We start from the raw sequence: 24,633 nt of genomic DNA, 5'->3' as shown, positions 1-24,633 counted from the left end.
ATTACGCAACAAAGCCCATCGGAGCACCCATCAGAACTGCTATCTCTTTAGTGCTATATTTCACAACATTAGCTAGAGCTTTACTGTTAATTAACTTTAATTTATGGGACATCAATCCTCACCTTAATCTTCATAATTCGAATATTCTAGAGCACCATCGAGCATAAGCACTTCTCTGCTCATCTAAATAGTCGTAATCTAAATAGTGACTCTGCACACCGCGATGTACTTTATGACCTAACATAGTTTCAGCCACGTGGAATGGAACACCCATCGCTTCCCATATGTTTCTCGCTGTGCGACGCATATCGTGATTGGTTGTTCTAGGGAAACCTGCCGCCTCTATCGCATCAGCCAGTTTACGGCCAAACTCTACAGGCACGTTCTCGGCCATTGGCCTGTCATGTTCAACTCTCACTGGTGGGAACATGATGTCTAGATCAGGGTAAATAGCGAACTGGTTTCGAATGACTTCTTCTGCTAATGGAGGAATAGCGCGTCGAATTGCCCCGCCCTGCTTTTTCCTGATCTTGTTGTTCTCTGCTGGTACTGTCCACACTAGTGCTTCTAAATCGAAGTCTTGCTTCTTCGCTAAGCGCAGCTCGTTACTACGATTGGCAAATATCATCATTAGGCGCAGGAAGTTTTTGTTGCTCTCATGCACACCTATGTCGTCAATAGCTTTCCATAGTGCTTGAACGCCAGCTTCTGTCTGCTTGCTCTTTTTGGTGTCTGTTGGTGCACCTACATCGGTTTTCTTTACTTCTGCAAGCATGTTGTATTTGAGTAAACCGTGGCGAACAGCATAAGACAGCACCTGTTTAAAGCGCGACATGAGGTTTGCTGAATGCTTTGCACTCACGCGAATCTTAGCCTTTTGAAATACAGGCATGTAATCGGTCAGTTCAAGGTGTTTGGCTTGGCGTTGTCCTAAATATGGGCTGATGTCTGTTCTAAACATCTTCTCTAGTGCTTGCCACTGCTTTACGTTGTCTTTGCCGTGGTGTTCAACCCAATAGTCGATTAAGTCATCTACTGTACTTGGAAGGGCTTTGTCTGAAGGGTTGATGCCTGTTCTTGGGTCAATGCCTAAGATAACGAGCTCAGCTTTCTTTTCACGCTCGCGTAATGCATCGCGCATTTTCATGGCTGGGTATTCGCCAAGTTTCATTTTTATGGCTTTACCTAGGTAGGTAACGCGGTAAACCCAGGTCACTTTGCCTTTCGGGCTCACACGCACGCCTAAGCCATCTCTATGGGTGACTTCGGGTTGCCCTTTGTAAGGCTTACCTTGTGTGGCTCTTAGCCAAGCATCTGTGATTGCCATTCATTTGTACCAAAAATATTTGGTACAAATTTGGTACAAATCTCATATGAATGCAAGTGTATTCTAATCATTATGAGCTAGTATCCACCAAATATTTTGAATGACGTTCTTTTTGTTAAGCGTTTGTATTGAAAGGGTTCTATCAAGGGGTATGAATGGTAAAGAGGAATTGCAATAAGAAGGGAGATTCACGTCTTGAGACACACCAAGCAACACATGAAAATGTTTAATATATGTTTTTCAACCAACAAGTATGTTGATCGGAGATATATGCATAATAAAGATACCCACATAAAAGCAAATACAGATGCCTCATTTGTGAGTAGCCGAACATTGTAACGAAATTATATGAAATGACAATGACAGAGAAAATCTGCCCGCTCTCCAACCACTTCGTTTCATAAGGATTTATCATAATAGCGGTAACTTCCCTGCCCCCCGAACCCTCTTTCCAATCGAGCTGTATCAACTCAACTACTGCTCCTATCTCTTGTGAGTTCGCTCTTCCAACTAATCTCTTACAAACTAATTATTTAGAACTAAGCTTTATAGAAGCAACGGAATGTGGATGAGGTGCATATGGGAAAACAGGTTACTTTTATATCGCTCATCCCACCTTTATCGTTAATCGTAGCAGCAGCTATGTATGCTCCCGCAACATGGGCCAACAAAGATTACGGCCCGCTAATCAGTTATACCCAATCACCATTACAGTCTGTTCGTCTTACTCCAACGCTCCGCTCTGGCTTTCCAATCGAAGAGAATAAGGTTGAAGTGTTTGCTGCTTTCACCGCCGCGAGTATCTGGGCTAACTCTCACGACTATCATTTGGATTATTATCAAAATCAACTTCAGACAGGACTACGATGGCAATTGACTAAAGCATGGCAAGTCGAGCTCAATTACCGCTGGTTATACGCCGCCAACAACCACCTAGATAAAGTTACCATCAACTTTCATGACCTATTTGACATCGACCAAGCAGGGCGAACTCGTAAAGAGCGACACCAATTTGATATCTACGCACCAGACCACGACATCAATATTAGAGACTTCTCCGGCGACACGCTGACTAGCGCTTTCACCCTCTACACTCAATACCAAATCATAGACCTTGAAAACCACGGTTTATCCTTTGGCGTATCCCTCTATCATAACAATGTTAGCCACGGTGCCTTCGAAGGAAGCAGCAATGAGCAAAGCGCTCAATTCAACTATGCGTACCAATTAGACATCAATACCTTTTATACAAGCTTAGGGTTCGCCAATCAGTCTAATCGAGAGATAGAAAATGGCTTTTCACATAAGAAAACAACATGGTCATGGATGGGAGGATATCAACTCACGCTATTTGAAAACCACGAGTTGCACCTTGAGTATCGTTGGTATGAAGGCGCAGAAGACGGTGAAACTGAGTTTTCAGAAGCCGCGAATGAAATGATGTTTGGGTATCGGTATCTCATGCAACGCTCGGCAATTGAGATATCCATAATCGAGAACATTTTCAATATGGACAACTCCACCGATGTTGCCTTCCAGCTGGCTTATCGTCATCAGTGGTAAACCTATTTAAGGTCGGGACAGTAGAAACAAAAAAGCCGAACGGATAAGTTCGGCTTAGGGAGTCTATGTTGTCTCTATTAATAGAAAAAGCGACTATTAACAGAAAGGGAACTACGCACTCATGATTCTTGAGACGGCGTTGCGGATATCTGAGTCAGCCGCGTTTGCTGGCAGGCTGAATGAAATGTATTGGTCGCCGCGGAAGCTCATTGAGCGATCGATTTCTGCTAGGCAGTGAACCATTGAGCCTTCAACGATGAATGACAGCTCGATCTCTTTATTATTCATAAAACCGCCGTTACGAAATTCAATTTCTTGGTAACAGCCAGAGCGAGAAGTAAAGCTGTTACCTTTCAAGAAGCCCTTCTCTACGTCTGCTTTCACCATTGCCATGCCCGATGCTTCCACACCTTGGATAATTTTGGCGACCGTTGGCAGTGGATGAACGGAGATAAAGTCGCGGTCTTTAGGGTCAATCGCGAAGCCGATATCTAGGTTGGTTTCTACCCACACGTGGCATTGGTTCATTTGTGCGTTCAACGCGGTGACTGGCGTTTCATCATTTAACTTAAGACGGAAAGGAACCAGCTTGGTTTCGCCCGGTTGGATAACGAAAGGTTCTACGGCTTGAATACGACCCAATGAAAAGGTTTCGTAGCTGGTGCTGTCTTCCGTTTCAACTTTCACTTCTGTGTTGAGAACTAAGTTGATCAGGTCAATTTGTTGCTCAACGTCGCCGCCAACAATGTGAACATTGCCAGACAACTCTCCACCTTGGAAAACTTCAATATTATCTAAGACGGTATCAACTTTTGCTGCACCGATGCCCAACGAGGCCTTTAATTTCTTAAACATATTATTTCCCTTTCTAATTATTTGATTTACGAATAGTTATTGCGTGACAATTTGCGACACTTACCTCACAGAATCAAGCAATTTGCCCCATCTATGTTGAATAAGGTCACATTGCCCGAGGAAATGTTGAAATCGTGAAAAATTCCGTTACTCTATTTGTATAGTCAAATAAGGTTTCATTATGTCGAAAGCACCGCTCTACCTTCAGATAAAACAGTTCATAGACGACAATATAAGTAGTGGTCACTGGCCAGTGGGTTACCAGATAACCACAGAGCTTGAACTCACCGAGCAGTTCAATGTGAGTCGAATGACGGTCAATAAAGCCATTCGAGATCTGGTGTCTGAAGGTAAGCTAATCAGGAAACCAAGGCTGGGTACTTTTGTTTGTGAACCAGACGAAAAAGCACAATCTCCCCTGCTTGATATCAACAATATCGCGCAAGAGATCAAAGACCGAGGCCAAACGTATGCTAGCCAAGTTATTAAGCACAAGAGCATCAAGGCTGATGAAAGCACCGCCATACGGCTAGGTGTGATGATCAATGCCGAAATATTCTATAGTGAAATCATCCACTTTGCTGACAACACACCGATTCAATTGGAAGCGCGCTGGGTGAATTCTCAAGCCGCTCCCAAATATCTAGAGCAAGACTTTTCAAACTCGACACCCAATGAATACCTTTCAGAAAGCTGCCCGTTAAGTGCTATCGAGCACACGGTTGAAGCCATTATCCCAGACTTACAAATCAGAACTTCACTAAAGCTTTCTGAATCAGAGCCTTGCCTACTTTTGAATAGAAGAACATGGAGCAAAGAACGTCTTATCAGCTTTGCATTGCTCTATCATCCTGGCTCTAAGTACAAATTAAGCTCCAAGATACTCCTAGATTAAAGAACATCATCCTGATCGCCGATCACATTTTTGCAACATCAACTTGATTCGGGTCAGCGTTTAGCCTATTTATTTGTATATACATTTAATGTTTAGCAAAGATCTAGGTGATTATGAATTTGATCCTCAAAAACGCACGAGTGGTCTCCATGAGTTCGGGAGCCGATGGTTATCAGCCGTCTCCCCCTCAAGATATCGTTATCGAGAATGGTAAGATCGTGTCCATCTCTTGTTCAAATCTCGAGGCCCGTGCTTCTGAGTTAGAGCAGCCGAGCATTGATGGTTCTTTGGATTACGTTACCTATGACTGCAAGAACAAGCTAGTCACCCCTGGGTTAATTGATTGCCACACTCATCTGGTATTTGCAGGTAATCGCGCCAACGAATTTGAACAGCGTTTGAATGGTGTGTCTTACACCGATATCGCCAAGCAAGGCGGCGGCATTCTGGCTACAGTCACTGCGACACGCGCAGCGCAAGAGTCTGAACTGGTTGAAATGGCTTTGCCGAGACTTGACGGCCTGCTAAGAAGTGGCGTAACCAGCATCGAAGTAAAATCTGGCTATGGTTTAACGCTCGATGATGAGCTAAAGATGTTACGAGCAGCGAAAGCGTTAGAAAATCATCGCCGAATTAAGATCACCACTACTCTCCTTGCAGCACATGCTGTGCCGCCAGAATATAAAGAGCAGCCCGATCGTTATATTGATCTGGTTTGCCAAGAGATCATTCCTAAAGCTGCAGAGCAAGGGCTCGCCGATGCAGTTGACGTGTTCTGCGAATCTATTGGCTTCAACCTAGAACAAACCGAACGTGTATTTGCAGCAGCCAAAGAACATGGGCTCGCGATTAAAGGCCACACAGAACAACTTTCTAATATGGGTGGCAGTGCGCTTGCAGCTAAATACGGCGCACTCTCTGTTGACCATGTTGAATACCTTGATGAAACCGGAGTAAAAGCACTGGCAGAATCAGGCACAGTTGCCACCTTGCTACCCGGTGCTTTCTACTTCCTGAAAGAGACTCAACAGCCTCCTATTGCTTTACTTCGTGAACACAACATTCCAATGGCAATAGCGACCGACTTAAACCCCGGCACTTCTCCCTTTGCTGATTTAACGCTGATGATGAACATGAGCTGCACCCTGTTTGGTACAACGCCTGAAGAAGCGCTGCGCGGTGTAACTTGTAACGCTGCTTCTGCCATTGGTGACTCACAAACCAAAGGCAAAATTGAAATTGGTTATGCCGCAGATTTGGCTATCTGGAATATCGAACACCCTGCCGATCTAAGCTATCAAGTCGGTGTTCCTCATCTGCATAAACGCATTGTTAATGGCGAGGTATGTCATGACTCAATCTAATTCCAACAGTATTCAAAAGAACGCAACAACCGTGCATAACTTTGTGTGGACAGGGCGTAATGATCTTGAAGATGGCGCACTCGGTACTCGCGTTCATCACATTACCAAGCAAGTGCAACATAGTGATTTAAGTGACGAGCTTAATGACCGCGCCATCGCCTTGGTAGGCTTTGCCAGTGATGTAGGTGTTGCAAGAAACAAAGGACGAGTGGGCGCAAGACAAGCACCCAACCTGATTCGTCAAGCGTTGGCTAATATGGCTTGGCACAGTGACGCACACATCGCGGACCTTGGTGACATCGAGTGCAATGATGGTCAACTCGAAGTCAGTCAAAAACAGTGTGCTTCTGTTATTGCTAATGCTTTATCAACCAACAAAGTGATTACCCTTGGCGGTGGTCACGAGGTTGCTTGGGCATCGTTCCAAGGTCTCGCGGAACATTTACATAAAACGGAACGCCTACATAAAGCCGAACACCTTTATAAAGATCAGCCAGTACACAAACCTAAGATCGGCATCGTTAACTTTGATGCTCACTTTGATCTTCGAGAATTTGAAAGCGACATCGCCGACGTTAAACCCAGTTCAGGTACACCTTTTAACCAGATCAGCGATTACTGCCACAAACATCAGTGGCCGTTTCATTACGCTTGTCTTGGTGTGAGTGCTGCCAGCAATACCAAAGCGCTGTTTAACAAAGCCGACCAACTGGGCGTTTGGTATGAACACGACCGCAACATGACCCAAGTGAACCAAGTTGCCCAACTGGTTAAGTTGCAAAAATTCATCGCTGAGTGTGATTACCTCTATCTCACCATTGATCTCGATGTATTCCCCGCAGCGACTGCGCCGGGCGTAAGTGCACCAGCGGCAAGAGGCGTGAGCTATGAAGCACTCGCTCCTTTTCTAGAACAGATTTTTAAACACAGCGAAAAACTCATTATCGCGGACATTGCGGAATACAACCCAGACTACGACATCGATGGCCAAACGGCTCGATTGGCGGCACGTTTGTGTTGGGATATAGCCAGTGCAATGGCCAGTGACTAATCCAGCTATACCGATAACTACAACTACAACTACAACTACAACGATATAACGTGAAACAGAAGGAATTCCAAAATGACGGAACACCACAACAGTGACCCTCGTCTCGACACGACTCGCGAAATTCGCGCACCTCATGGCACCACTTTGCGCGCTAAATCTTGGTTAACAGAAGCACCACTGCGTATGCTGATGAACAACCTAGACCCTGATGTGGCAGAACACCCACATGCACTGGTTGTGTATGGTGGTATTGGTCGCGCTGCGCGTGATTGGAAATGTTATGACAAGATTGTTGAAGTATTAGAGCGTTTAGAAGACGACCAAACGTTGCTTGTTCAATCAGGTAAACCTGTGGGCGTGTTCCCGACTCATAAAAACGCACCTCGCGTACTGATCGCGAATTCTAACCTTGTTCCACACTGGGCGAACTGGGAACACTTTAACGAGCTCGATAAAGAAGGCTTGATGATGTACGGCCAAATGACAGCAGGCAGCTGGATTTACATTGGCTCACAAGGCATCGTTCAAGGCACTTATGAAACATTTGTTGCAATCGCGAAGAAGCACTTCCAAGGCGAAGCAAACGGCAAATGGGTTCTTACTGGTGGCCTTGGCGGTATGGGTGGTGCTCAACCTCTTGCTGCAACAATGGCAGGTTTCTCGATGATTGCGGTTGAATGTGATGAATCACGAATCGATTATCGCTTGCGTACTGGTTATGTCGACAAAAAAGCCACCAACATCGATGAAGCGATAGCAATGATTAAAGAATCAGACACGCCAATCTCTGTTGGCCTATTAGGCAACGCTGCTGATGTATTCCCAGAGTTAGTTGAACGTAATATCACGCCTGACGTAGTGACCGATCAAACCTCTGCCCACGATCCACTGAACGGCTACTTGCCTCAAGGTTGGACAATGGAAAAAGCGGCTCAAGAACGTTTAGCTGATGAAGCGAAAGTGGTGAAAGCCGCTAAGCAATCCATGGCTATTCAAGTACAAGCCATGCTAGATCTTCAATACCGTGGCGCTGCGACCGTCGACTACGGCAACAACATTCGCCAAATGGCACTGGAAGAAGGTGTGGAAAACGCATTTGATTTCCCAGGTTTCGTTCCTGCTTATATTCGTCCTTTATTTTGCGAAGGCGTCGGTCCATTCCGTTGGGCTGCTCTATCTGGCGACCCTGAAGACATCTACAAAACAGACCAAAAAGTAAAAGAATTGATTCCAGATAACCCGCATCTACACAACTGGCTAGATATGGCGCGTGAACGCATTCAGTTCCAAGGCCTACCAGCGCGTATCTGTTGGGTTGGTTTGAAAGATCGCGAACGTTTAGGTCAAGCATTCAATGAAATGGTTAAAAATGGCGAACTGAAAGCACCGGTTGTTATCGGTCGTGATCACCTAGATTCAGGTTCAGTAGCAAGCCCGAACCGCGAAACAGAAGGCATGATGGATGGATCAGATGCCGTATCAGATTGGCCTCTATTGAACGCTCTGCTAAACACTGCAGGCGGCGCAACGTGGGTTTCTCTGCACCACGGTGGCGGCGTTGGCATGGGCTTCTCACAACACTCAGGTATGGTGATTTGTTGTGACGGCAGTGAAGATGCATCGCAACGTATTGCTCGTGTACTTCACAATGATCCGGCCACTGGCGTTATGCGTCATGCTGATGCGGGTTACGATATTGCCAAGCAGTGTGCTAAAGAGCAGAAACTTGATTTACCTATGCTAAACGAAGAACTTCGTCGCCTTTAATGTCTGGAGAAAACATGTTGAACTTATTACTTAAACCAGGACTTCTAGGCCTACCTGAACTGCGTAAGATTAGCCGTAGCCCTGTGAACTTATCACTCGATCCAGCAGCGATTCCTGATATTGAAGCGAGCATGCACGTTGTCGAGCAAGTGATTGCTGAAGATCGTACTGTGTATGGCATCAATACGGGTTTTGGCTTATTAGCGAATACCAAAATCGCCCCTGAAGATTTAGAAGTACTACAGAAAAGTATCGTACTTTCTCACGCGGCGGGCATTGGTAAATTCATGTCTGATGAAACTGTGCGCTTGATGATGGTGTTAAAGATTAACAGCTTGTCTCGTGGTTACTCGGGTATCCGACTTAAAGTCATCAATGCTCTTATCGATCTAGTGAACGCGCAAGTTTACCCATGTGTTCCACAGAAAGGATCAGTTGGCGCTTCTGGAGATCTTGCACCTCTCGCACATATGAGCACGGTACTACTAGGTGAAGGCCAAGCACGTCACAACGGCAAAATCATCACAGGCTTAGAAGCAATGCAGATCGCTGGCTTAGAGCCAATCACACTTGCTCCTAAAGAAGGGTTAGCGTTGTTGAATGGTACTCAGGCATCAACTGCATTTGCATTAGAAGGTCTGTTCGCAGCTGAAGACTTGTTTGCGTCTGCAACCGTGTGTGGTGCGATGTCTGTAGAAGCCGCGCTAGGTAGTCGTCGTCCGTTTGACCCTCGTATACACCGCGTTCGTGGTCATCGTGGCCAAATGGATGCAGCACTTGCTTACCGTCATATGCTTGATCAAAAGAGTGAGATTGGTGAATCACATACTTGCTGTGAAAAGGTTCAAGACCCTTACTCGCTGCGTTGTCAGCCTCAAGTGATGGGTGCGTGTTTACAGCAGATTCGTAACTCAGCAGAAACCTTAAACATTGAAGCAAATGCCGTATCCGACAACCCGCTTGTTTTCGCTGACGATGGCGACATCATTTCTGGTGGTAACTTCCACGCAGAACCCGTCGCAATGGCTGCGGATAACCTTGCACTAGCGATAGCTGAAATCGGTAGCTTGTCTGAACGAAGAATGGCACTGCTGATTGATAGCGCACTAAGTAAGCTTCCACCTTTCTTGGTCGATAACGGCGGCGTGAACTCGGGCTTTATGATTGCTCAAGTAACATCAGCAGCACTCGCGAGTGAGAACAAAACATTGGCTCACCCGGCATCAATAGACAGCCTACCTACTTCTGCAAACCAAGAAGACCACGTATCAATGGCCACCTTTGCCGCTCGTAGGCTTAGATACATGGCTGAAAACACCCGTGGGATATTGGCAGTAGAATATTTAGCAGCAGCACAAGGGCTAGACTTCCGCGCTCCGAATCTATCTTCTCCTCGTGTGGAAGAAGCGAAACAGATTTTGCGTGAAAAAGTCAGCTTCTACGACAAAGATAGATATTTTGCTCCAGATATTGAGCAAGCGAACTTATTGCTCAAATTGTCCGTTCATAATCACCTAATGCCAGAAGGCACTTTGTGTAGCTTTTAAAGTAAAACATTCTGAACAACACCCATTAGAGTGTCATATAAACAAGGGCTATCGATTAGCCCTTGTTGCATTGAGCCAAAGGCCATATCTCCCTTAAAATCGTCACATACCATCCAACGTATTTATCTAATTGACTGATATATAAGCAAAGTTAACTGGATAGACCATTAGAACGAAGTTAGTTAGCTATAATCCACCCCAGATTTGATGACTAATAGCGATACTATGTTTCTGACACCTTACTTTTCTACTGAAGACAATCAATTTCAATTCACTCGTGAACAGGCTAGCCACTTTGCTAAAAAAGTAGCCGCTGACTTCAACCCAATTCACGATGAAGACAACAAGCGCTTCTGCGTGCCTGGCGATCTTTTGTTTGCAGTACTTCTGCAAAAAGAAGGCATCAGCCAAAAAATGTGTTTTGATTTTTCTGGTATGGTTGGTAACGGTATTGCGCTTAGCGTTGACAACAAGTGTGAGAAAGAAAGCTCACTGGTTGACGAGAAAGGCAAAGAGTACCTACACATGTCTTGTGAAGGTGAAAAGAGCCACGACCAAGCATTCATCGAGCACGTAGTAACAAACTACGTTAAGTTCTCTGGTATGAACTTCCCACACATCATGGTTCCTCTTATGGAAGAACAACAGATGATGATCAACTGCCAACGTCCTCTTGTAATTTACGAGAGCATGGAAGTTGAATTTACTCGCCTAGACCTATCTCACCCAGAAGTTGAATTCTCTGGTGCAACTTTTGATGTTGAAGGCAAGCGTGGCATCGTGACACTGAACTTCGATTTCAAAGAAGACGGTGAAGTTGTCGGTAAAGGCGTGAAGCGCATGGTAGCAAGTGGCCTTAAGCCATACGACCAAGCTTCTGTCGACGACCTAGTAAACCGCTTCAACGAGCGTAAAGAGATGTTTCTAGCTCAGTTCGCAGCTGCCGCTTAATCAGCATCCTTATTTACACCACGTGATGTAAATAGCTCAAGAACAAGATCAATAAAGCCCAGCTTGATATCCTCAAGCTGGGCTTTTTTATTTCGATTCCGTTTACACCAACCCACTCAATCTAGGCTTAAATCCAGCGTCTAACCTTTTGTTTGTAGTCAACATATTCCGCACCGAATAATTGCTCTAGAGCGCGTTCTTCTGGCTTGATTTGGAACTGAGTCATGTAAATCACGAATGCAAAGCTAAGCAAAACACTGAACAGGTTTTGGAAGAAGTAGCCAAAGCAAAACAGTAGAATGAATAGCCCTAGATACATTGGGTTTCGCGTGTAGCCAAAGATACCACTGTCCACGACTGACGATGCAGTTTCGACTTTGACCGGATTAACGGTGGTTTTCTGTTTTCGAAACTCCCATATGCCTGATATTCCAATGACGCCACTCAATACAATCCCGATACCGAGCACAACCATTCTATATGGCAGTGCCAATGTCCCTAGGCTCAACTCCTGAGCGCAGAAGTACGAGGCTATGAATACAATAATGAACAGTGCAACGGGTGGTACTTTTAACTCTAGAAATCTCATAGCTTTCCTTATTAACAATTCCATTGTTAGTTTAGAAAAAAGCCCAGCAATTGCTGGGCTAAATGTATTAAAGAATTTTGGCTAGCGCCTGTAATGGGTGGGCAAGCTTCTCACCCTCAAAACGCTTCACTTGGCTTCGACAGGAATAACCCGTCACTAAGCAACGCTCTTTCGGTAAGTCTTGCATCCTTGGCTTCCAACTTAGACCGTATATATCTTTCGACATTTGTAGCTTATCGACTTCGTGCCCGAAGGTGCCCGCCATGCCACAACAGCCGACAGGAACGCTGGTCAGCGCAGCACCAAAGTGTTTAAAGATAGCACCCCACTCTTTTTCAGCGTTCGGCATCTTGGTTTTCTCAGTACAATGAGCAAACAAGTACCACATCTCTTCACTTGCAGAACGCGCTTCAAACTCACCCAACGATGGCATTAACCATTCGTGCACCGTCAGCACATCAAAGTCTCCACGCTTGTCAGCCAAGATCTCTACGTATTCATCGCGGTAACAAAGTACCAGAGCAGGATCGACACCCACTAAAGGAATACCGATATCAGCCACCATCGACAGGAAATCAGCGGTTGATTTCGCTTCACGCGCAAAACGACTTAAGAAGCCTTTGATATGCAGCGCTTTACCATTCGGTTTGAACGGCAAAAGCACCGGAGTTTTACCAAGCTTCTGAGCCAAGGTAACGAAGTCTTCAACCACCTCTGCATCATAGAAGCTAGTAAACGGGTCTTGAACGATCAACACATGCTGTTTCTTCTGGTCAGAAGAGAGCCCTTCTAGATATTGAAGATCGAAGAGTTGCAGTTCTTTGCTCGCCAGACGATTTTTTAGCGTAGGCACTGACATCAACGGCGCATCGACATAGCCAACTGTTTTCGCCGTTGCGGTTTGTATCCATTTTTGCCCCAATGCAGCGTTCACTACTTTTGGCGCTTTCGCCATCAGCGGCAGCATGGTTTCAATGTTCGCCACTAAATAATCTTTTGCTGGGCGTTGGTAGCGTGAGTAATAGATATTCAAGAATCGAGAACGGAAACTTGGCACATCAACTTTAATCGGGCACTGGCTCGCACACGCTTTACACGCAAGACAACCGTTCATCGCTTCGTGAACTTCATGCGAGAAATCGTATTCATGACGTTTGTTCATTGTGTTACGAACACGCTCAATCATGGTTTTAACCGGAGTATTGTCCTTCAGCGCTTCTTGCTCTAAATCGAGAATATCGACGCCTTGTTCCGTTAACTGACGCAACCACTCTCTTACTAAGCCTGCGCGGCCTTTTGGTGAATGACGACGGTCAGCCGTAACTTTCATCGAAGGACACATTGGCGAGCTAGTATCGTAATTGAAACATAGACCGTTGCCGTTACATTCCATCGCTTGCTTAAAGCTGTCACGGACTTGAACGTCGATCTGACGATCATAGAAACCGCGCTTGGTATCGGTCACTTTCACCAATTCCGCGTCGCTTTCTAATGGCGTACAGATCTTACCTGGGTTCATCTTGTTGTGCGGGTCGAATGCTGCTTTAACACGTCTTAACTCAGTAAACAGCTCTTCACCAAAGAAGTCAGGGCCATACTCAGAACGGAAACCTTTACCGTGCTCACCCCACATCAAGCCGCCATATTTCGCCACCAGCTTAACCACTTCATCAGAGACTTCGTGCATCAGTGCTTCTTGCATCGGGTCACACAGATCAAGTGCCGGACGAACGTGTAGTACGCCTGCATCAACGTGGCCAAACATGCCGTAGTTCAACTCTTTTGAATCGAGCAGTACTCTAAATTCAGAGATGAAGTCAGCCAAGTTTTCCGGTGGCACACAGGTATCTTCGGCAAAAGCGACTGGCTTAGCTCGGCCTTTCGCCGCACCTAATAAACCCACCGCTTTTTTACGCATGTTGTAGATTCGGCCAATGCTCGCTAAGTCGCTGCACACTTGGAAGCCAATCACACCCGCTTCTTCAGTTTCTAGCATGCTTTCAAGTTGCGCGGTCAGCGCTTGAACTTGCTGTTCAACTTCCGCTTCATCTTGGCCTGCAAACTCAACCATGTTGATGCCAAGCATCTCTTTATTTGGAACATCCATAAGCAGGTCGCTCACGGTGTGCCAAACAATGTCTTGCTTCGCTAGGTTCAATACTCTTGAATCGACTGTCTCTACTGATAACGCTTTCGCTTCTACCATGAACGGAGCATTACGCAGTGCTGAATCAAACGTGTTGTATTTCACGTTAACCAGTGTGCGCGCTTTTGGAATCGGCGTTAGGTTCAGCTTTGCTTCCGTAATGAATGCTAATGAACCCTCAGCGCCACACAGGACACGAGTAAGATCAAAGCTTTCATCTTCTTCGTTGATCGCATTCTTCAGGTCGTAGCCCGTAAGGAAGCGGTTTAACGGAGGGAATTTATTGAGGATTTGAGCGCGCTTGTCTCGACAAACGGCTTCAGTGACTGCAAGTGCATGGTGAGCAAATTCACCTTCAGCAGGCAAACCGTGTGATAAATCAGATTCGAGACATGAACCATCTGCGAATACCGCTTGCAGTGACAACACATGATCAGAGGTTTTTCCGTACTTCAAAGACCCTTGGCCAGAAGCATCGGTATTAACCATGCCGCCTAAGGTTGCTCGGTTACTGGTTGAAAGGTCTGGAGAGAAGAAGTAACCGTAGGGACGCACAGCATCGTTCAATTGGTCTTTAACGACACCAGACTGAACTCTCACCCAGCCCTCTTTTTCGTTAATTTCAAGAACGTTATTCATGTGTCGTGACATGTCAACCACGACACCTTTCGTCAACGATTGACCGTTGGTTCCGGTACCACCACCACGAGGTGAAAAAGTCACTCGTTCGTAAGCGGACTGAGCACCCACTTTACCGATCAGAACAACATCGTTTGTTGTCTTAGGAAGAATGACCGCCTGCGGCAATTGCTGATACACACTGTTATCAGTCGCCACGGCCAAACGGCTCGAATATTGAGACTCAATGTCGCCAGTAAAGCCCGCGCTTTTTAGTTCATCTAAAAAGCGTACGACAACTGGATCGACATCAGCATTGAGTTGAAGTCTTGGTAACATTTGCTTCCTGCCCCTACTTCGCTGATCCTATCAGCATTGGGTTATCTGAGATTTTTAATAATTTTCTTTGAATTTCGTCACTTTACTACTATTAAGATCATATAAAAAGATGATCAAATCAGAATCTGAATGCAAGAATGGAGAAATAGTCACTTTCGTCTTAATTCAGTCGCGATATACTGAATAACATTTTGTTTAAGACATCTCCATGAGCACATAACAATGAAAAAAAACAAAACAGTCACAACTGAAGATATTCTTCTTAAGCTATGCCAATCAGTCTCAAGCGTACTCACTTCAGCGACGGCTTCTCAGGTGTCCTATTCAGCTATGGTGCAAAAGATTAACAAGACCAGTCTTAAACCAGATTTTGGTTGCTTCGTTTTATTTGACGGCGGCTTTTCTGGTCTTGTTGTTATCAATTTTACGTCTAAAGCAGCGCTAGAGATCTATACCAATTACATGCGTAACATGGGCATGCCAGAAGATGAGCTAGCAGTGCTTCACACGTCTGACGAAGTGGGCGATGTTTTGGGCGAGTTAATGAACCAACTGGTTGGTGATTTCACGAACAAAATTCGCAAGGAACTGCAAACCAACATCACGCAAAACCAACCGAAAATGCTGGCACTGAACAAGCAAGTGAACCTTTCAGTTGATACTAACCTCGATCGTCCACAAGCTCGCCGCGTGACTTTCTCGACGGCAAACAACAACATCTTCTATCTTGAGCTTGCAATGGATAAGACAGAATTCATCCAATTGGAAGAATTTGAAATCGCTGAAGACGAATGTCCAGATAGCATTCTTGAAGCGACTCAGAAAAAAATGCAAGAAGCGAACAAACCAGCACAAAGCTCAGGTAACGATGCAGCAGCAGATCTACTCGATGAACTTGGGATCTAGTTTGCTAAAGCTCTAGCCATAATAAAAAATTGTGTCACTAACGCCATCAATGCTCTTGATGGCGTTTTTTATTGCCTCTCAACATTGCCCCTCTAGATCGCCTTCCACACTCCCATCAGGGCCCTTTTAATACGATCCAAACCAGTTTGGGCTTTCTGTTACCTGACAAAACATGTAAAATGTCGGACTTTTCAAAATTTGCGGTAATGATTAAGTAGTCGATGGATAAGAAAAAAGCCCTAAAGAAAATAGCCAAGTGTCTTGAGCTTGGAAATTCAGCGAACGTCAACGAAGCAGCCAATGCAATAAAGATGGCGCATAACTTGATGCTGAAATATGGTCTCGAGAAAGACGATATTGAATTTATCAAAATGGGGAAAACTCAATCCAGTCACCTGTTGCCGGCAAACATCAGCTCTACTCTGCTGCGCGTTATTCGTGGTATCAACACTAAGTTTGGTGTAGAAGCCGTATTACTGAACCACAAAGGCCTTAAGCGTGTGGAATTCATTGGTGAAGCCGACCGCGCTATCTTTGCTGCCTTTGCTTTCGACATCATTTATCGTGAATTGAACGAGCATACCGGCCAATTCAGAAACAGCTTTGCGGGATCAGGTACAGGTTCACTCGAAGTCACTCGTCGCGTAAATTCTTACGTTTCTGGCTGGGTAGAAGGTGCGCTTGAAAAGTTGCCAACCATTACCCCGGACGACGAGTCAAACAACAAAATCAATAACTACATTGATAAAGAATTTGAAAATATTGACCGTGAAACCTTCAAACAACAACTAAGAGAAGCGATGAAAAACCTCACTGCTGACTACGAAGTTGGTTTGAAAAAAGGTCGCAAGTTGTCTGTTAATCGTCCAGTTGGCGGTGCCCAAGCAGTTAAAAAGATAACTAAATCATAGTGCCACTTTACATTGCTTCAACGTATTGATAAAAACCATCATTAAGACTTACAGGACTAATTGTTGTCATTCGTTACTTATATGTTTGACAGAAGTACATGATGGAGAAATACGTTGAAAAAAATCACACTAGCCCTCGCGCTTACTGTCGCTCTAACGGGTTGTCAGGCAACTCAACGCCAAAACGCTACAACTGGCGAATCTGAGACTAACTCTGCAACTCAAGGCGCTCTAATTGGTGCAATCGCTGGTGCCGTTGCTGGTGCTGCTACTGGTGACAACTCTAAAGATCGTGGTAAACGTGCACTGATTGGCGCGGCAGGTGGTGCAGCTGTTGGCGGTGGTATTGGTTACTACTTTGATCGACAAGAAGCGGCACTTCGTGAAGAGCTCATGAACTCTGGCGTTCAAGTAGAGCGTGTTGGCGAAAATCAACTGCTACTTCGTCTAGAAAACGGCATTGGCTTCGAATCAAGTTCTTACGCTTTAGAGTCAAGCATTCACAACACACTTCGCGGTGTTGCTCGTATCTTAGTTGAATACCCAGACACTAGCCTAGTGATCGAAGGTCACACTGACAGCACTGGCAGTGAATCATCGAACCAAATCCTTTCTGAGCGTCGTGCTGAATCTGTTCGTGCATTCTTGATTTCTCAAGATGTCGCTGCAGGCCGTGCCATTGCACGTGGTAACGGTGAACGTTACCCTCTATGTGACAACAACACGTCTCAAGGTCGCGCTTGTAACCGTCGCGTAGAAATTCAAATCTTGCCGCTTAAGTAGCACGATTAAAGCCCAGTTACCTTTATCTATTGAATTAACCACTATATAGTTGCTTGTCATTCGTATAGCTTATTTTAAGCGTTACGACTTAACACTCAGCCACATAGCGTATTCATCCTGATACATCGGCACTGGGCTTTTTTACGAGACTTATCTTTTGCTTATCTTATCCAACTTCTGGTCATCGTCACTTCTTAGAACTCTATTTCTAGCCCTAGTCTTTTCTACGATACAATTGTTCACCCCACATTTCGTTCATGCTGAAAGCAGTGCTGAACTTTCGTTAGCGTCACCACCTCAAGATCGACAACCTCAAGACTCACAACCTCAAAACCCAGTGTCTCAGTATCAATTAGCCCAGTCTTATGAACTGGGTACTGACGTGCCTAAAAACATCGATGACGCATTCTATTGGTACTCGCAGTCAGCGGATAACGGCAATGCAGATGCACAATTTAAACTGGGTGAGTGGTACTTGGCGGGGACAAGTGTCGAGCAAGATAACAAGCTTGCCTTGGAATGGTTCATCAAAGCAGCGCTACAAGGCAACAAGCGCGCTCCCAATGAGGTGGCAAAGATCTATGAATCCTCACTTGATAAAGAGCTACTGCAACCGCTAGATGCGGCGCAGTTATGGTATGAAGCGGCCTTAAAAGACAATCCTAATGCAGAAGAGGGTTACAATCGCGTTCTAGAAGCACAATTCAACCAACAGCGTGCCAAGCAGATATCTTCAATAGAACAGCTCGATGACAGCATCGGCTCTGAAATAGACACCAGTCAGGGGCTATCTCAGCAAGTGCAATCTAACCAAATGCAATCTAACCAAGCGACACGCTCTAACCTCACCAGTTCTAATCTAACCAGCTCTGACTATATGATTGGTGCTGCGTTGGCCCTACTGATTGCGACCTTGAGTATCAGCGCGACTCTGGTGATCTCGCGAAAGAGACAGGTTCTGAAGTCTGGTGAGTTGAATCAGCAGCAACAGACACTTGAAGCGCAGCTTAGTGCGAAAGACTTCACAATCAAGCAGCAAAAGCGCCAGCTTCAAACCATCTATAACGAATTGAAGAAGCAGAAAAACAACAAAGGTCTGAATGCTTTGCAAGTAGCCTGCGCTCTATTTGGGTACACACCTAGCTCTATTCCTGACCAAAAAAGCATTAAGATTCGATACAAACAACTCTCTAAAATCTATCACCCTGACGGTCATGGATGTGACGAAGAAATGAAACGTTTGAACAATGCGCTAAAAACCATTTTACAAAATGTTACAAAACCGTAAACAACTACACATATTCATTTTCCAAGATCGCAAAGATACCGATTTTATTAGTGTTGCAATCGATCCCCCTCTCAAAAACGGGTAACAAACTATTAACTAATGGGTCTTACTTGTGTCATAATTTGCGCCGAAAATACACCTGACTTAAACAGGTGAGGAGAAAATATGTTCACAATAGAAGGCGTTTGTGATTGGTGCAAAAAGCCAAGCCTAGTAAAAAAGCACGACTACCTAGATGGTAAGTGTCATCATGCATGTAAAGAGTGCAATGATATTGCAACCATTGATGTTCGCCAGTTCAATATTGGTGAAATGGAAATGAGAACAAAACTCTCCCAAGCGACACTGAGATAAGTAACACCGTTGAAATATAAGAAAGCGCCCAAGGCGCTTTTTTTGTATCTGGGATTTATCTTCTTATCTTCTTATCTTCTTATCTTCTATACATGTGTATACAGTACTTTTCTGTAAAAACTACTGTATACACCTGTATAGAAATCACATTTTTTCAATTTATGAGACAAAATAGAAAAATCAGTCAAATTTAACTTTCAATTAAATATCAATAACTTAAATAAAAACCAGTTACTCATCCGCAAGAAAACGACCAATAATCCCACAAAAACTGCTTGATCTTATAAGCAACAAAAACTACTGTATACACATACAGCATGTATATAAGGACAGCAAAATGATTCAAGCACACGTTAAAGCCCAACACTCTAGCCCGCTAGTTCACTGCGCATTTACATCAATTTCTCGTAAAAGCAAAAACTCAAACGAGGAAGCGTTGTTCGCAAGAATGGCGTTGCTGTCCAATCAACATCAATGGTTGCTGTTTACTGCTCAAACGCCAAGGCCATCTGCTAAGCAGCTTAAGCAACACAATGTTTGCTGCGAGCGAGTTATCCATATGAAAGCGTCGAACCAAATGAATGAAGTAGAAACAGTCGAGAAAGCAATACGCTCAGGAAACGCGAGCGCAATCGTTGCGAGTACGTCTATCGACTCATTCAGCCAACAATACCTAAGAACGTTAGGCCAACGCTTTCAATGCGAAGTGTTCTTCATTGATGAAACTTCAGAGCGTATTCACTAAGCCAGCCTCGCTTAACAATTTGGCTTAACAATTTAGCACAGAAACATAGCTCAATCTTTTAGCTAACAAACTTAAGTTAACTTGACAGCATGGCTCCAAAACCAGTCCAAACATACTGCCTTCCCCTGCCCTACAATTCGCTAATTTTCTAGCGAATAGTTAGGCGGGGGTTTTTATTTGATCAATAGAATTAGCAATCGTTTGCTTTTTATCTGGAAGCAAATAGTAGATTGGGTATAATGCCCGTCTAATCATGTGCACACCGCACTTCTCTGTATGACGTTTGATAAAAGATAGGAATGTCTAAATGAGCCTTGCTGATCAAGTTCTTGCCGTAAATGATGACCTACCAATCCGTACTGATAAACCTGTCCACAGTGGTAAGGTTCGTTCGGTCTACTGGTTAACTGAAGAAGATAGCCAACGACTAATTAAAGAGAAAGGCTACAATGTAGCGCCAGATGCGCCTTTAGCCATCATGGTGATCAGTGACCGTATCTCTGCGTTTGATTGTATTTGGCGTGGTGAAGGTAATCTTAAAGGTGTTCCTGGTAAGGGAGCAGCTCTGAATGCTATCTCTAACCACTGGTTCAAATTGTTTAAAGACAACGGCCTTGCTGACAGTCATATTCTTGATATCCCTCACCCATTCGTATGGATTGTACAAAAAGCTCGCCCAGTCATGATCGAAGCGATTTGTCGCCAATACATCACAGGATCTATGTGGCGTGCATACGCGAACGGCGAACGTGAATTCTGCGGTATCGAGATGCCTGAAGGCCTTGAGAAAGACAAAAAGCTACCTGAGCTTCTAATCACGCCTTCTACAAAAGGGATTTTGAAAGGAATTCCTGGTGTACCAGAAGCTGACGATGTGAACATCACTCGCAACAACATCGAAGACAACTTCGCAGCGTTCAACTTTACTCAAGCAAGTGACATTGCGCATTACGAGAAACTTCTAAAAGAAGGCTTCAACGTAATTAGCCAAGCACTCGCAAACGTCGATCAAACCTTTGTCGATACCAAGTTTGAGTTCGGCTACGTGAACGATGCTCAAGGTAAAGAAAAGCTGATCTACATGGACGAAGTAGGTACTCCAGACTCATCTCGTATTTGGGATACTCAAGAGTACAACAAGGGCAACATCGTCGAGAACTCGAAAGAAGGTTTCCGTCAGTTCTTACTTAACTACTTCCCTGATGCAGACATTCTGTTGAACAAAGAACGCATGCCAGAGCGTGAAGCTCTAGCTCGTGACAATGAACTTCCTTTGGATGCATTGATGTCTCTTTCTCGTACTTACCTTGATATCGCAGCGAAAATCACCGGTGGCGAGATTGTATTAAGCGACAATCCAAAACAAGAAATCATTGATGTGCTTCGTGCCGATTACGGGCTAATTGATTAGTCGACTAATCGCAAGCTAGAAAGCTGATAAGCTGATAAGCTAATAAGCTAATAAGCTAGCGAGTAAGCACAAATTTCAGATACTAAAAGGGCCTCAATATTGAGGCCCTTTTTACGATGTACATTTCATTAAAGCTATTAAATGACTATCGTTAACCGTGAACGTTAGTAATCAAAGCTTAGTTGATGATCAAAGTTTAGTTGATGCTCAAAGCTTGATAGTGAACTCTTCACCAGAATTATCTGCAATCACCAAATGACTGCGTGATTCAATATACTCAATTTGCTCATCTTCAAGCGAATATGGCATCACAACTTTCAGCTCATTGATCCCTTCTAACTTTGCTAGCTTAAGCAAAGTGACAATATTAGATTCATCGCTTTTACGTGTAGACATTGATTTCAATGCCATCTGCCATAAGCGATCCTCTGGAGTGCCCAGCTCTTTAATGCTATCTCGCCAGACGGTACTGAACACTGGGGCAATAGTGGTGAGTGCTTCCAGAAAAGTCCATTTTTTACTGCATGAGGCGCCAAGAAATGTTGTGTAATCGAACTCTACACGCGTCTCTTCCTGTTTATCCATGATGTCCCCCGACACTTTGGCAACACAATATACTCAATATCTATCAACTCTTTCTTTATAGCAATAGGATATAGAAGAATGGTCTTTTATGACCTTTTGATTGGTTAAAAAGGCATATAAAAATCAAGTTTGTAACAAAATAAGCACTGAAAAATCATATATGCGCCTATTTGATTAATATTTTAGAGATAAAACTTATCCATCTATTTGATATCAATTATCCGGCTCGCTTTTTTGTACTGAATACGCCACCCAGACCATGTTGGCAGTTCCCAACGTTTTGGGGATAACTTCCGACTACCCGATTGATAATGAACGTAAATCAGTTTTCTTGCGGGGAAGTATTCAACATCTAGTTGTAAATCGGCAAGGCTCAATGAAAACGGATATTTGTCCGAGAACTCTGAGTAAGCCCATGTGGGAATGCCATCAAACGGGATATCAGAATGTTCAAACATTTCTAGCTCACTGACATCCGTCACACCTAACACTTCGAGTTGCTCTATAAACCATAGTTCAAAACTCAGTTGCTCGATCTCAGGGGTATATTTTGTCTCTTCATCGAGCCCAAGCTTCACATACAGTTGCCAATGCTTGATCTCTCGAGCACGAACCTCTGAAAAACCGGGGAGCTGAACGCCACTCAAGACAAGATCGACAATCGGCTTTAATGACAACTGACCTTCAGCCGCGACTTGCTTAGTCGCAATCGTGCGGCCTGCATACACCAAGTCCATCTCAGTAAAGACGCCATCATCATTGACCACGGTTTCACCTTGTTGCCATTCACCTAACTCCGCTTCAACGACGACCTCTAAAGGAACAGGCGCAGTCACTGTCGCTAGGGTCAGTGTTTGCTTAACGCCTCTTCCCGGCAAGCTGTGCGTGTCGAGCACCAACATCGCTTGTGCATTATCCGGGAAACGATTCTGACGACCGAGCACCACCTCTAACGTTCCATTAGCAAAGGCTTCTTTTCGTTTCAGTCTGCGTACGAACACCAGTTCTGGATGCAGCTGAATGATGGTTTCAAGTAAAGCAGTACGTTGATAGCGAGACGCGACTTCTAACTGAGGAAGTTCGAACACCTCACGCATTTGCTTAGCCAACCCTTGCGCTTCATTCAGTGCTTGTTGGTCTATTTCTAGATGCGGATATTCGCGACCACGGACAATCTGGATGAGTAAAGATAAGTCACAGCCTTCTTTTTCTTGTTGAGCGAGTGCTTCAAGATGTTCTGCATTGTTCGGCAACTGATACAAACGGGCAGGCACGGAAAGCGCAGCTGTGAGATCGACCATGGCTTCTTTAAGTGCTTTGGTTTTGATTCGAGTAACGATGTCGGCATACAAAGCATCAATCGGCAGCGGGTAAAGCTTTTTGCCGTGCTCTGTAATTCGATGGTCAGTATTAATCGCTTCCATCGTTAGCAAGATTTGAGTTGCACTGTTTAGTGATTTCTCCGGGATTGAATCGAGGAAAGACAGGCTTTCAAGTGGTGCTCCACAACATGCCGCGGCTAACATAGGTTCTGTTAATTCTTCGCGCTGCAGTTCAGGAGGCGTGACTAACTCTAATGCAGCATGTTCGCCATATAGACGAACGCAGACACCATCCATTACCCTACCCGCGCGGCCAGCTCGTTGTTTGGCACTGGCGCGTGATATGGATTTAAGCATCAGTGTGGTTCTGCCGTTGCGTTGAACGGTGCGTCTTTCCAATCCTGAATCTATCACCACACCAATGTCGGGTATGGTTAACGAAGTTTCTGCCACGTTGGTCGCAAGAATGACTTTTCGCAAACAGTCGCTGTTTTCGGTATTGGTGTGGGCGCTAGTATCGATATTACGACCAGACAACGCGAGATCTCGTTCTTTATCACTGACCGAGGCATGTAATTTCACCACTTGGATATCTGGATTCTTTGCCAAGGCTTGTTCACATTGCACGATCTCTTTTTTACCCGGTAGAAAAACCAACATATCGCCGTGCGATGCAATGAGCTGATGATTCATTTCTTCAGCGACGCGTTGCTCTAAGTGTCGAATATCGGGTAATGCTCTCGATTCATTTGCTCGGTGTTCAATCGCCACTTGATAAGTGCGACCTTCGCAGCTTATCCGACTCGCATTCAAATAGTGAGCAAGACGTTCCCCTTCGATGGTGGCAGACGTGATCACCAAACGATGACTGGCTTTCTGTTTAAGGATCGCCACCAACAGATCAATGTCCCAACGTCTTTCATGAAATTCATCGACAACAATGACATCGAAATTTGCCAGTCCATCTTCTGATAACCAACGTAGCGCGATACCGGGAGTGACAAACACAACGTTGGTTTGCTCGTTGTATTCCGATTCAAGCTTAATCGCATAGCCGATCTTGCTACCCAGTTTTTCACCCGACTGCTGCGCGAGATATTTAGCTAATGACGTACAGGCGATTCTTCTCGGTTCCACCACCAAGACTCGACCATGCTCAGATGCCCAAATCGGTAGACGTGTTGATTTGCCCGATCCAGTTTCAGCTTCGACGACAAGATGAGAATTGGAGAGTTGTTCATGGAAAGTGTTTTGATAAGAATCGATGGGGAGTGATGACATACAGAGGGTAACTAACGAAAAAGTGTGAGCGAAGT

20 protein-coding genes are annotated in these 24,633 nt (G+C 44.7%); 14 read left to right on the top strand and 6 right to left on the bottom strand.

Annotated features, from left to right (window positions below; translation table 11 throughout):
* Positions 1-130: 130 nt before the first annotated feature.
* Complete coding sequence (locus tag BCT49_RS08710; protein ID WP_102434895.1) at positions 131-1,327, bottom strand: tyrosine-type recombinase/integrase; 1,197 nt, start codon at positions 1,325-1,327, stop codon at positions 131-133.
* A 579-nt stretch (positions 1,328-1,906) separates the two neighbouring features.
* Between BCT49_RS08710 and BCT49_RS08705 the strand changes: the two genes are divergently transcribed.
* Positions 1,907-2,890 (top strand): DUF3187 family protein, encoded by a 984-nt coding sequence (locus tag BCT49_RS08705; protein ID WP_198595836.1) that lies wholly within the window; start codon positions 1,907-1,909, stop codon positions 2,888-2,890.
* Between the two features lie 111 nt (positions 2,891-3,001).
* Here BCT49_RS08705 and BCT49_RS08700 read toward each other — a convergent pair whose 3' ends face one another.
* The gene (locus BCT49_RS08700; protein ID WP_102434894.1) at positions 3,002-3,745 is read right to left on the bottom strand and encodes a sporulation protein; all 744 of its coding nucleotides are present in this window, start codon (positions 3,743-3,745) and stop codon (positions 3,002-3,004) included.
* A 181-nt stretch (positions 3,746-3,926) separates the two neighbouring features.
* On the opposite strand from BCT49_RS08700, the gene hutC reads away from it, so the two are divergent.
* The 6 genes from hutC to BCT49_RS08670 all read left to right on the top strand — a co-directional run bounded on the left by hutC (position 3,927) and on the right by BCT49_RS08670 (position 11,320).
* On the top strand, positions 3,927-4,640 hold the full coding sequence (gene hutC, locus BCT49_RS08695) for a histidine utilization repressor (protein WP_102434893.1): 714 nt from the start codon (positions 3,927-3,929) through the stop codon (positions 4,638-4,640).
* A gap of 113 nt (positions 4,641-4,753) precedes the next feature.
* The gene (hutI, locus tag BCT49_RS08690; protein ID WP_102434892.1) at positions 4,754-6,004 is read left to right on the top strand and encodes an imidazolonepropionase; all 1,251 of its coding nucleotides are present in this window, start codon (positions 4,754-4,756) and stop codon (positions 6,002-6,004) included.
* Entirely contained in the window at positions 5,991-7,055 is a 1,065-nt protein-coding gene (gene hutG / locus BCT49_RS08685) for a formimidoylglutamase (RefSeq protein WP_102434891.1), read from the top strand. The genes hutI and hutG overlap by 14 nt, the downstream gene beginning before the upstream one ends.
* Before the next feature lie 72 nt (positions 7,056-7,127).
* A complete protein-coding gene (gene hutU / locus BCT49_RS08680) occupies positions 7,128-8,822 on the top strand; it encodes a urocanate hydratase (protein WP_102434890.1) in 1,695 nt (564 codons plus the stop codon).
* A 14-nt stretch (positions 8,823-8,836) separates the two neighbouring features.
* Complete coding sequence (hutH, locus tag BCT49_RS08675) at positions 8,837-10,369, top strand: histidine ammonia-lyase (protein ID WP_017085756.1); 1,533 nt, start codon at positions 8,837-8,839, stop codon at positions 10,367-10,369.
* A gap of 225 nt (positions 10,370-10,594) precedes the next feature.
* Positions 10,595-11,320: a DUF3581 domain-containing protein gene (locus BCT49_RS08670; RefSeq protein ID WP_102434889.1), complete on the top strand. Its 726-nt coding sequence runs from the start codon at positions 10,595-10,597 to the stop codon at positions 11,318-11,320.
* A 127-nt stretch (positions 11,321-11,447) separates the two neighbouring features.
* Here the strand turns inward: BCT49_RS08670 and BCT49_RS08665 are convergent, their stop codons facing one another.
* Positions 11,448-11,909 (bottom strand): methyltransferase family protein, encoded by a 462-nt coding sequence (locus BCT49_RS08665; RefSeq protein WP_102434888.1) that lies wholly within the window; start codon positions 11,907-11,909, stop codon positions 11,448-11,450.
* A gap of 67 nt (positions 11,910-11,976) precedes the next feature.
* Entirely contained in the window at positions 11,977-15,012 is a 3,036-nt protein-coding gene (gene ydiJ / locus BCT49_RS08660) for a D-2-hydroxyglutarate dehydrogenase YdiJ (RefSeq protein WP_102434887.1), read from the bottom strand.
* A gap of 222 nt (positions 15,013-15,234) precedes the next feature.
* Here ydiJ and BCT49_RS08655 point away from each other — a divergent pair, with 222 nt between their 5' ends.
* The 7 genes from BCT49_RS08655 to BCT49_RS08625 all read left to right on the top strand — a co-directional run bounded on the left by BCT49_RS08655 (position 15,235) and on the right by BCT49_RS08625 (position 21,410).
* Positions 15,235-15,918, top strand: coding sequence for a DUF3334 family protein (locus BCT49_RS08655; RefSeq protein ID WP_017106717.1), 684 nt, complete (start codon positions 15,235-15,237; stop codon positions 15,916-15,918).
* Between the two features lie 221 nt (positions 15,919-16,139).
* Positions 16,140-16,829: a DUF2786 domain-containing protein gene (locus BCT49_RS08650; RefSeq protein WP_029223537.1), complete on the top strand. Its 690-nt coding sequence runs from the start codon at positions 16,140-16,142 to the stop codon at positions 16,827-16,829.
* 114 nt (positions 16,830-16,943) lie between these two features.
* Positions 16,944-17,612 carry an OmpA family protein gene (locus BCT49_RS08645; RefSeq protein ID WP_065111151.1) on the top strand — a complete coding sequence of 223 codons (669 nt, stop codon included), beginning with the start codon at positions 16,944-16,946 and terminating at the stop codon, positions 17,610-17,612.
* 157 nt (positions 17,613-17,769) lie between these two features.
* Positions 17,770-18,900, top strand: a complete 1,131-nt coding sequence (locus tag BCT49_RS08640) for a tetratricopeptide repeat protein (protein WP_102434886.1) — start codon at positions 17,770-17,772, stop codon at positions 18,898-18,900.
* Positions 18,901-19,065: 165 nt separating this feature from the next.
* On the top strand, positions 19,066-19,254 hold the full coding sequence (locus BCT49_RS08635; RefSeq protein ID WP_017078672.1) for a hypothetical protein: 189 nt from the start codon (positions 19,066-19,068) through the stop codon (positions 19,252-19,254).
* 337 nt (positions 19,255-19,591) lie between these two features.
* Positions 19,592-19,999 (top strand): SulA-like leucine-rich domain-containing protein, encoded by a 408-nt coding sequence (locus BCT49_RS08630; protein WP_102434885.1) that lies wholly within the window; start codon positions 19,592-19,594, stop codon positions 19,997-19,999.
* Positions 20,000-20,306: 307 nt separating this feature from the next.
* Positions 20,307-21,410 (top strand): phosphoribosylaminoimidazolesuccinocarboxamide synthase, encoded by a 1,104-nt coding sequence (locus tag BCT49_RS08625; protein ID WP_017110912.1) that lies wholly within the window; start codon positions 20,307-20,309, stop codon positions 21,408-21,410.
* A 207-nt stretch (positions 21,411-21,617) separates the two neighbouring features.
* Here BCT49_RS08625 and BCT49_RS08620 read toward each other — a convergent pair whose 3' ends face one another.
* Entirely contained in the window at positions 21,618-21,995 is a 378-nt protein-coding gene (locus BCT49_RS08620) for a transporter (RefSeq protein WP_102434884.1), read from the bottom strand.
* 203 nt (positions 21,996-22,198) lie between these two features.
* Positions 22,199-24,598 (bottom strand): helicase-related protein, encoded by a 2,400-nt coding sequence (locus BCT49_RS08615; protein WP_102434883.1) that lies wholly within the window; start codon positions 24,596-24,598, stop codon positions 22,199-22,201.
* Between the last annotated feature and the right edge of the window lie 35 nt (positions 24,599-24,633).

The sequence above is a fragment of the Vibrio lentus genome (assembly GCF_002875945.1).
GTDB classification, from domain to species: domain Bacteria; phylum Pseudomonadota; class Gammaproteobacteria; order Enterobacterales; family Vibrionaceae; genus Vibrio; species Vibrio apostichopi.
Note: the sequence above shows the minus strand (reverse complement) of the source record. Positions and strands in the feature narration are given on the sequence as shown.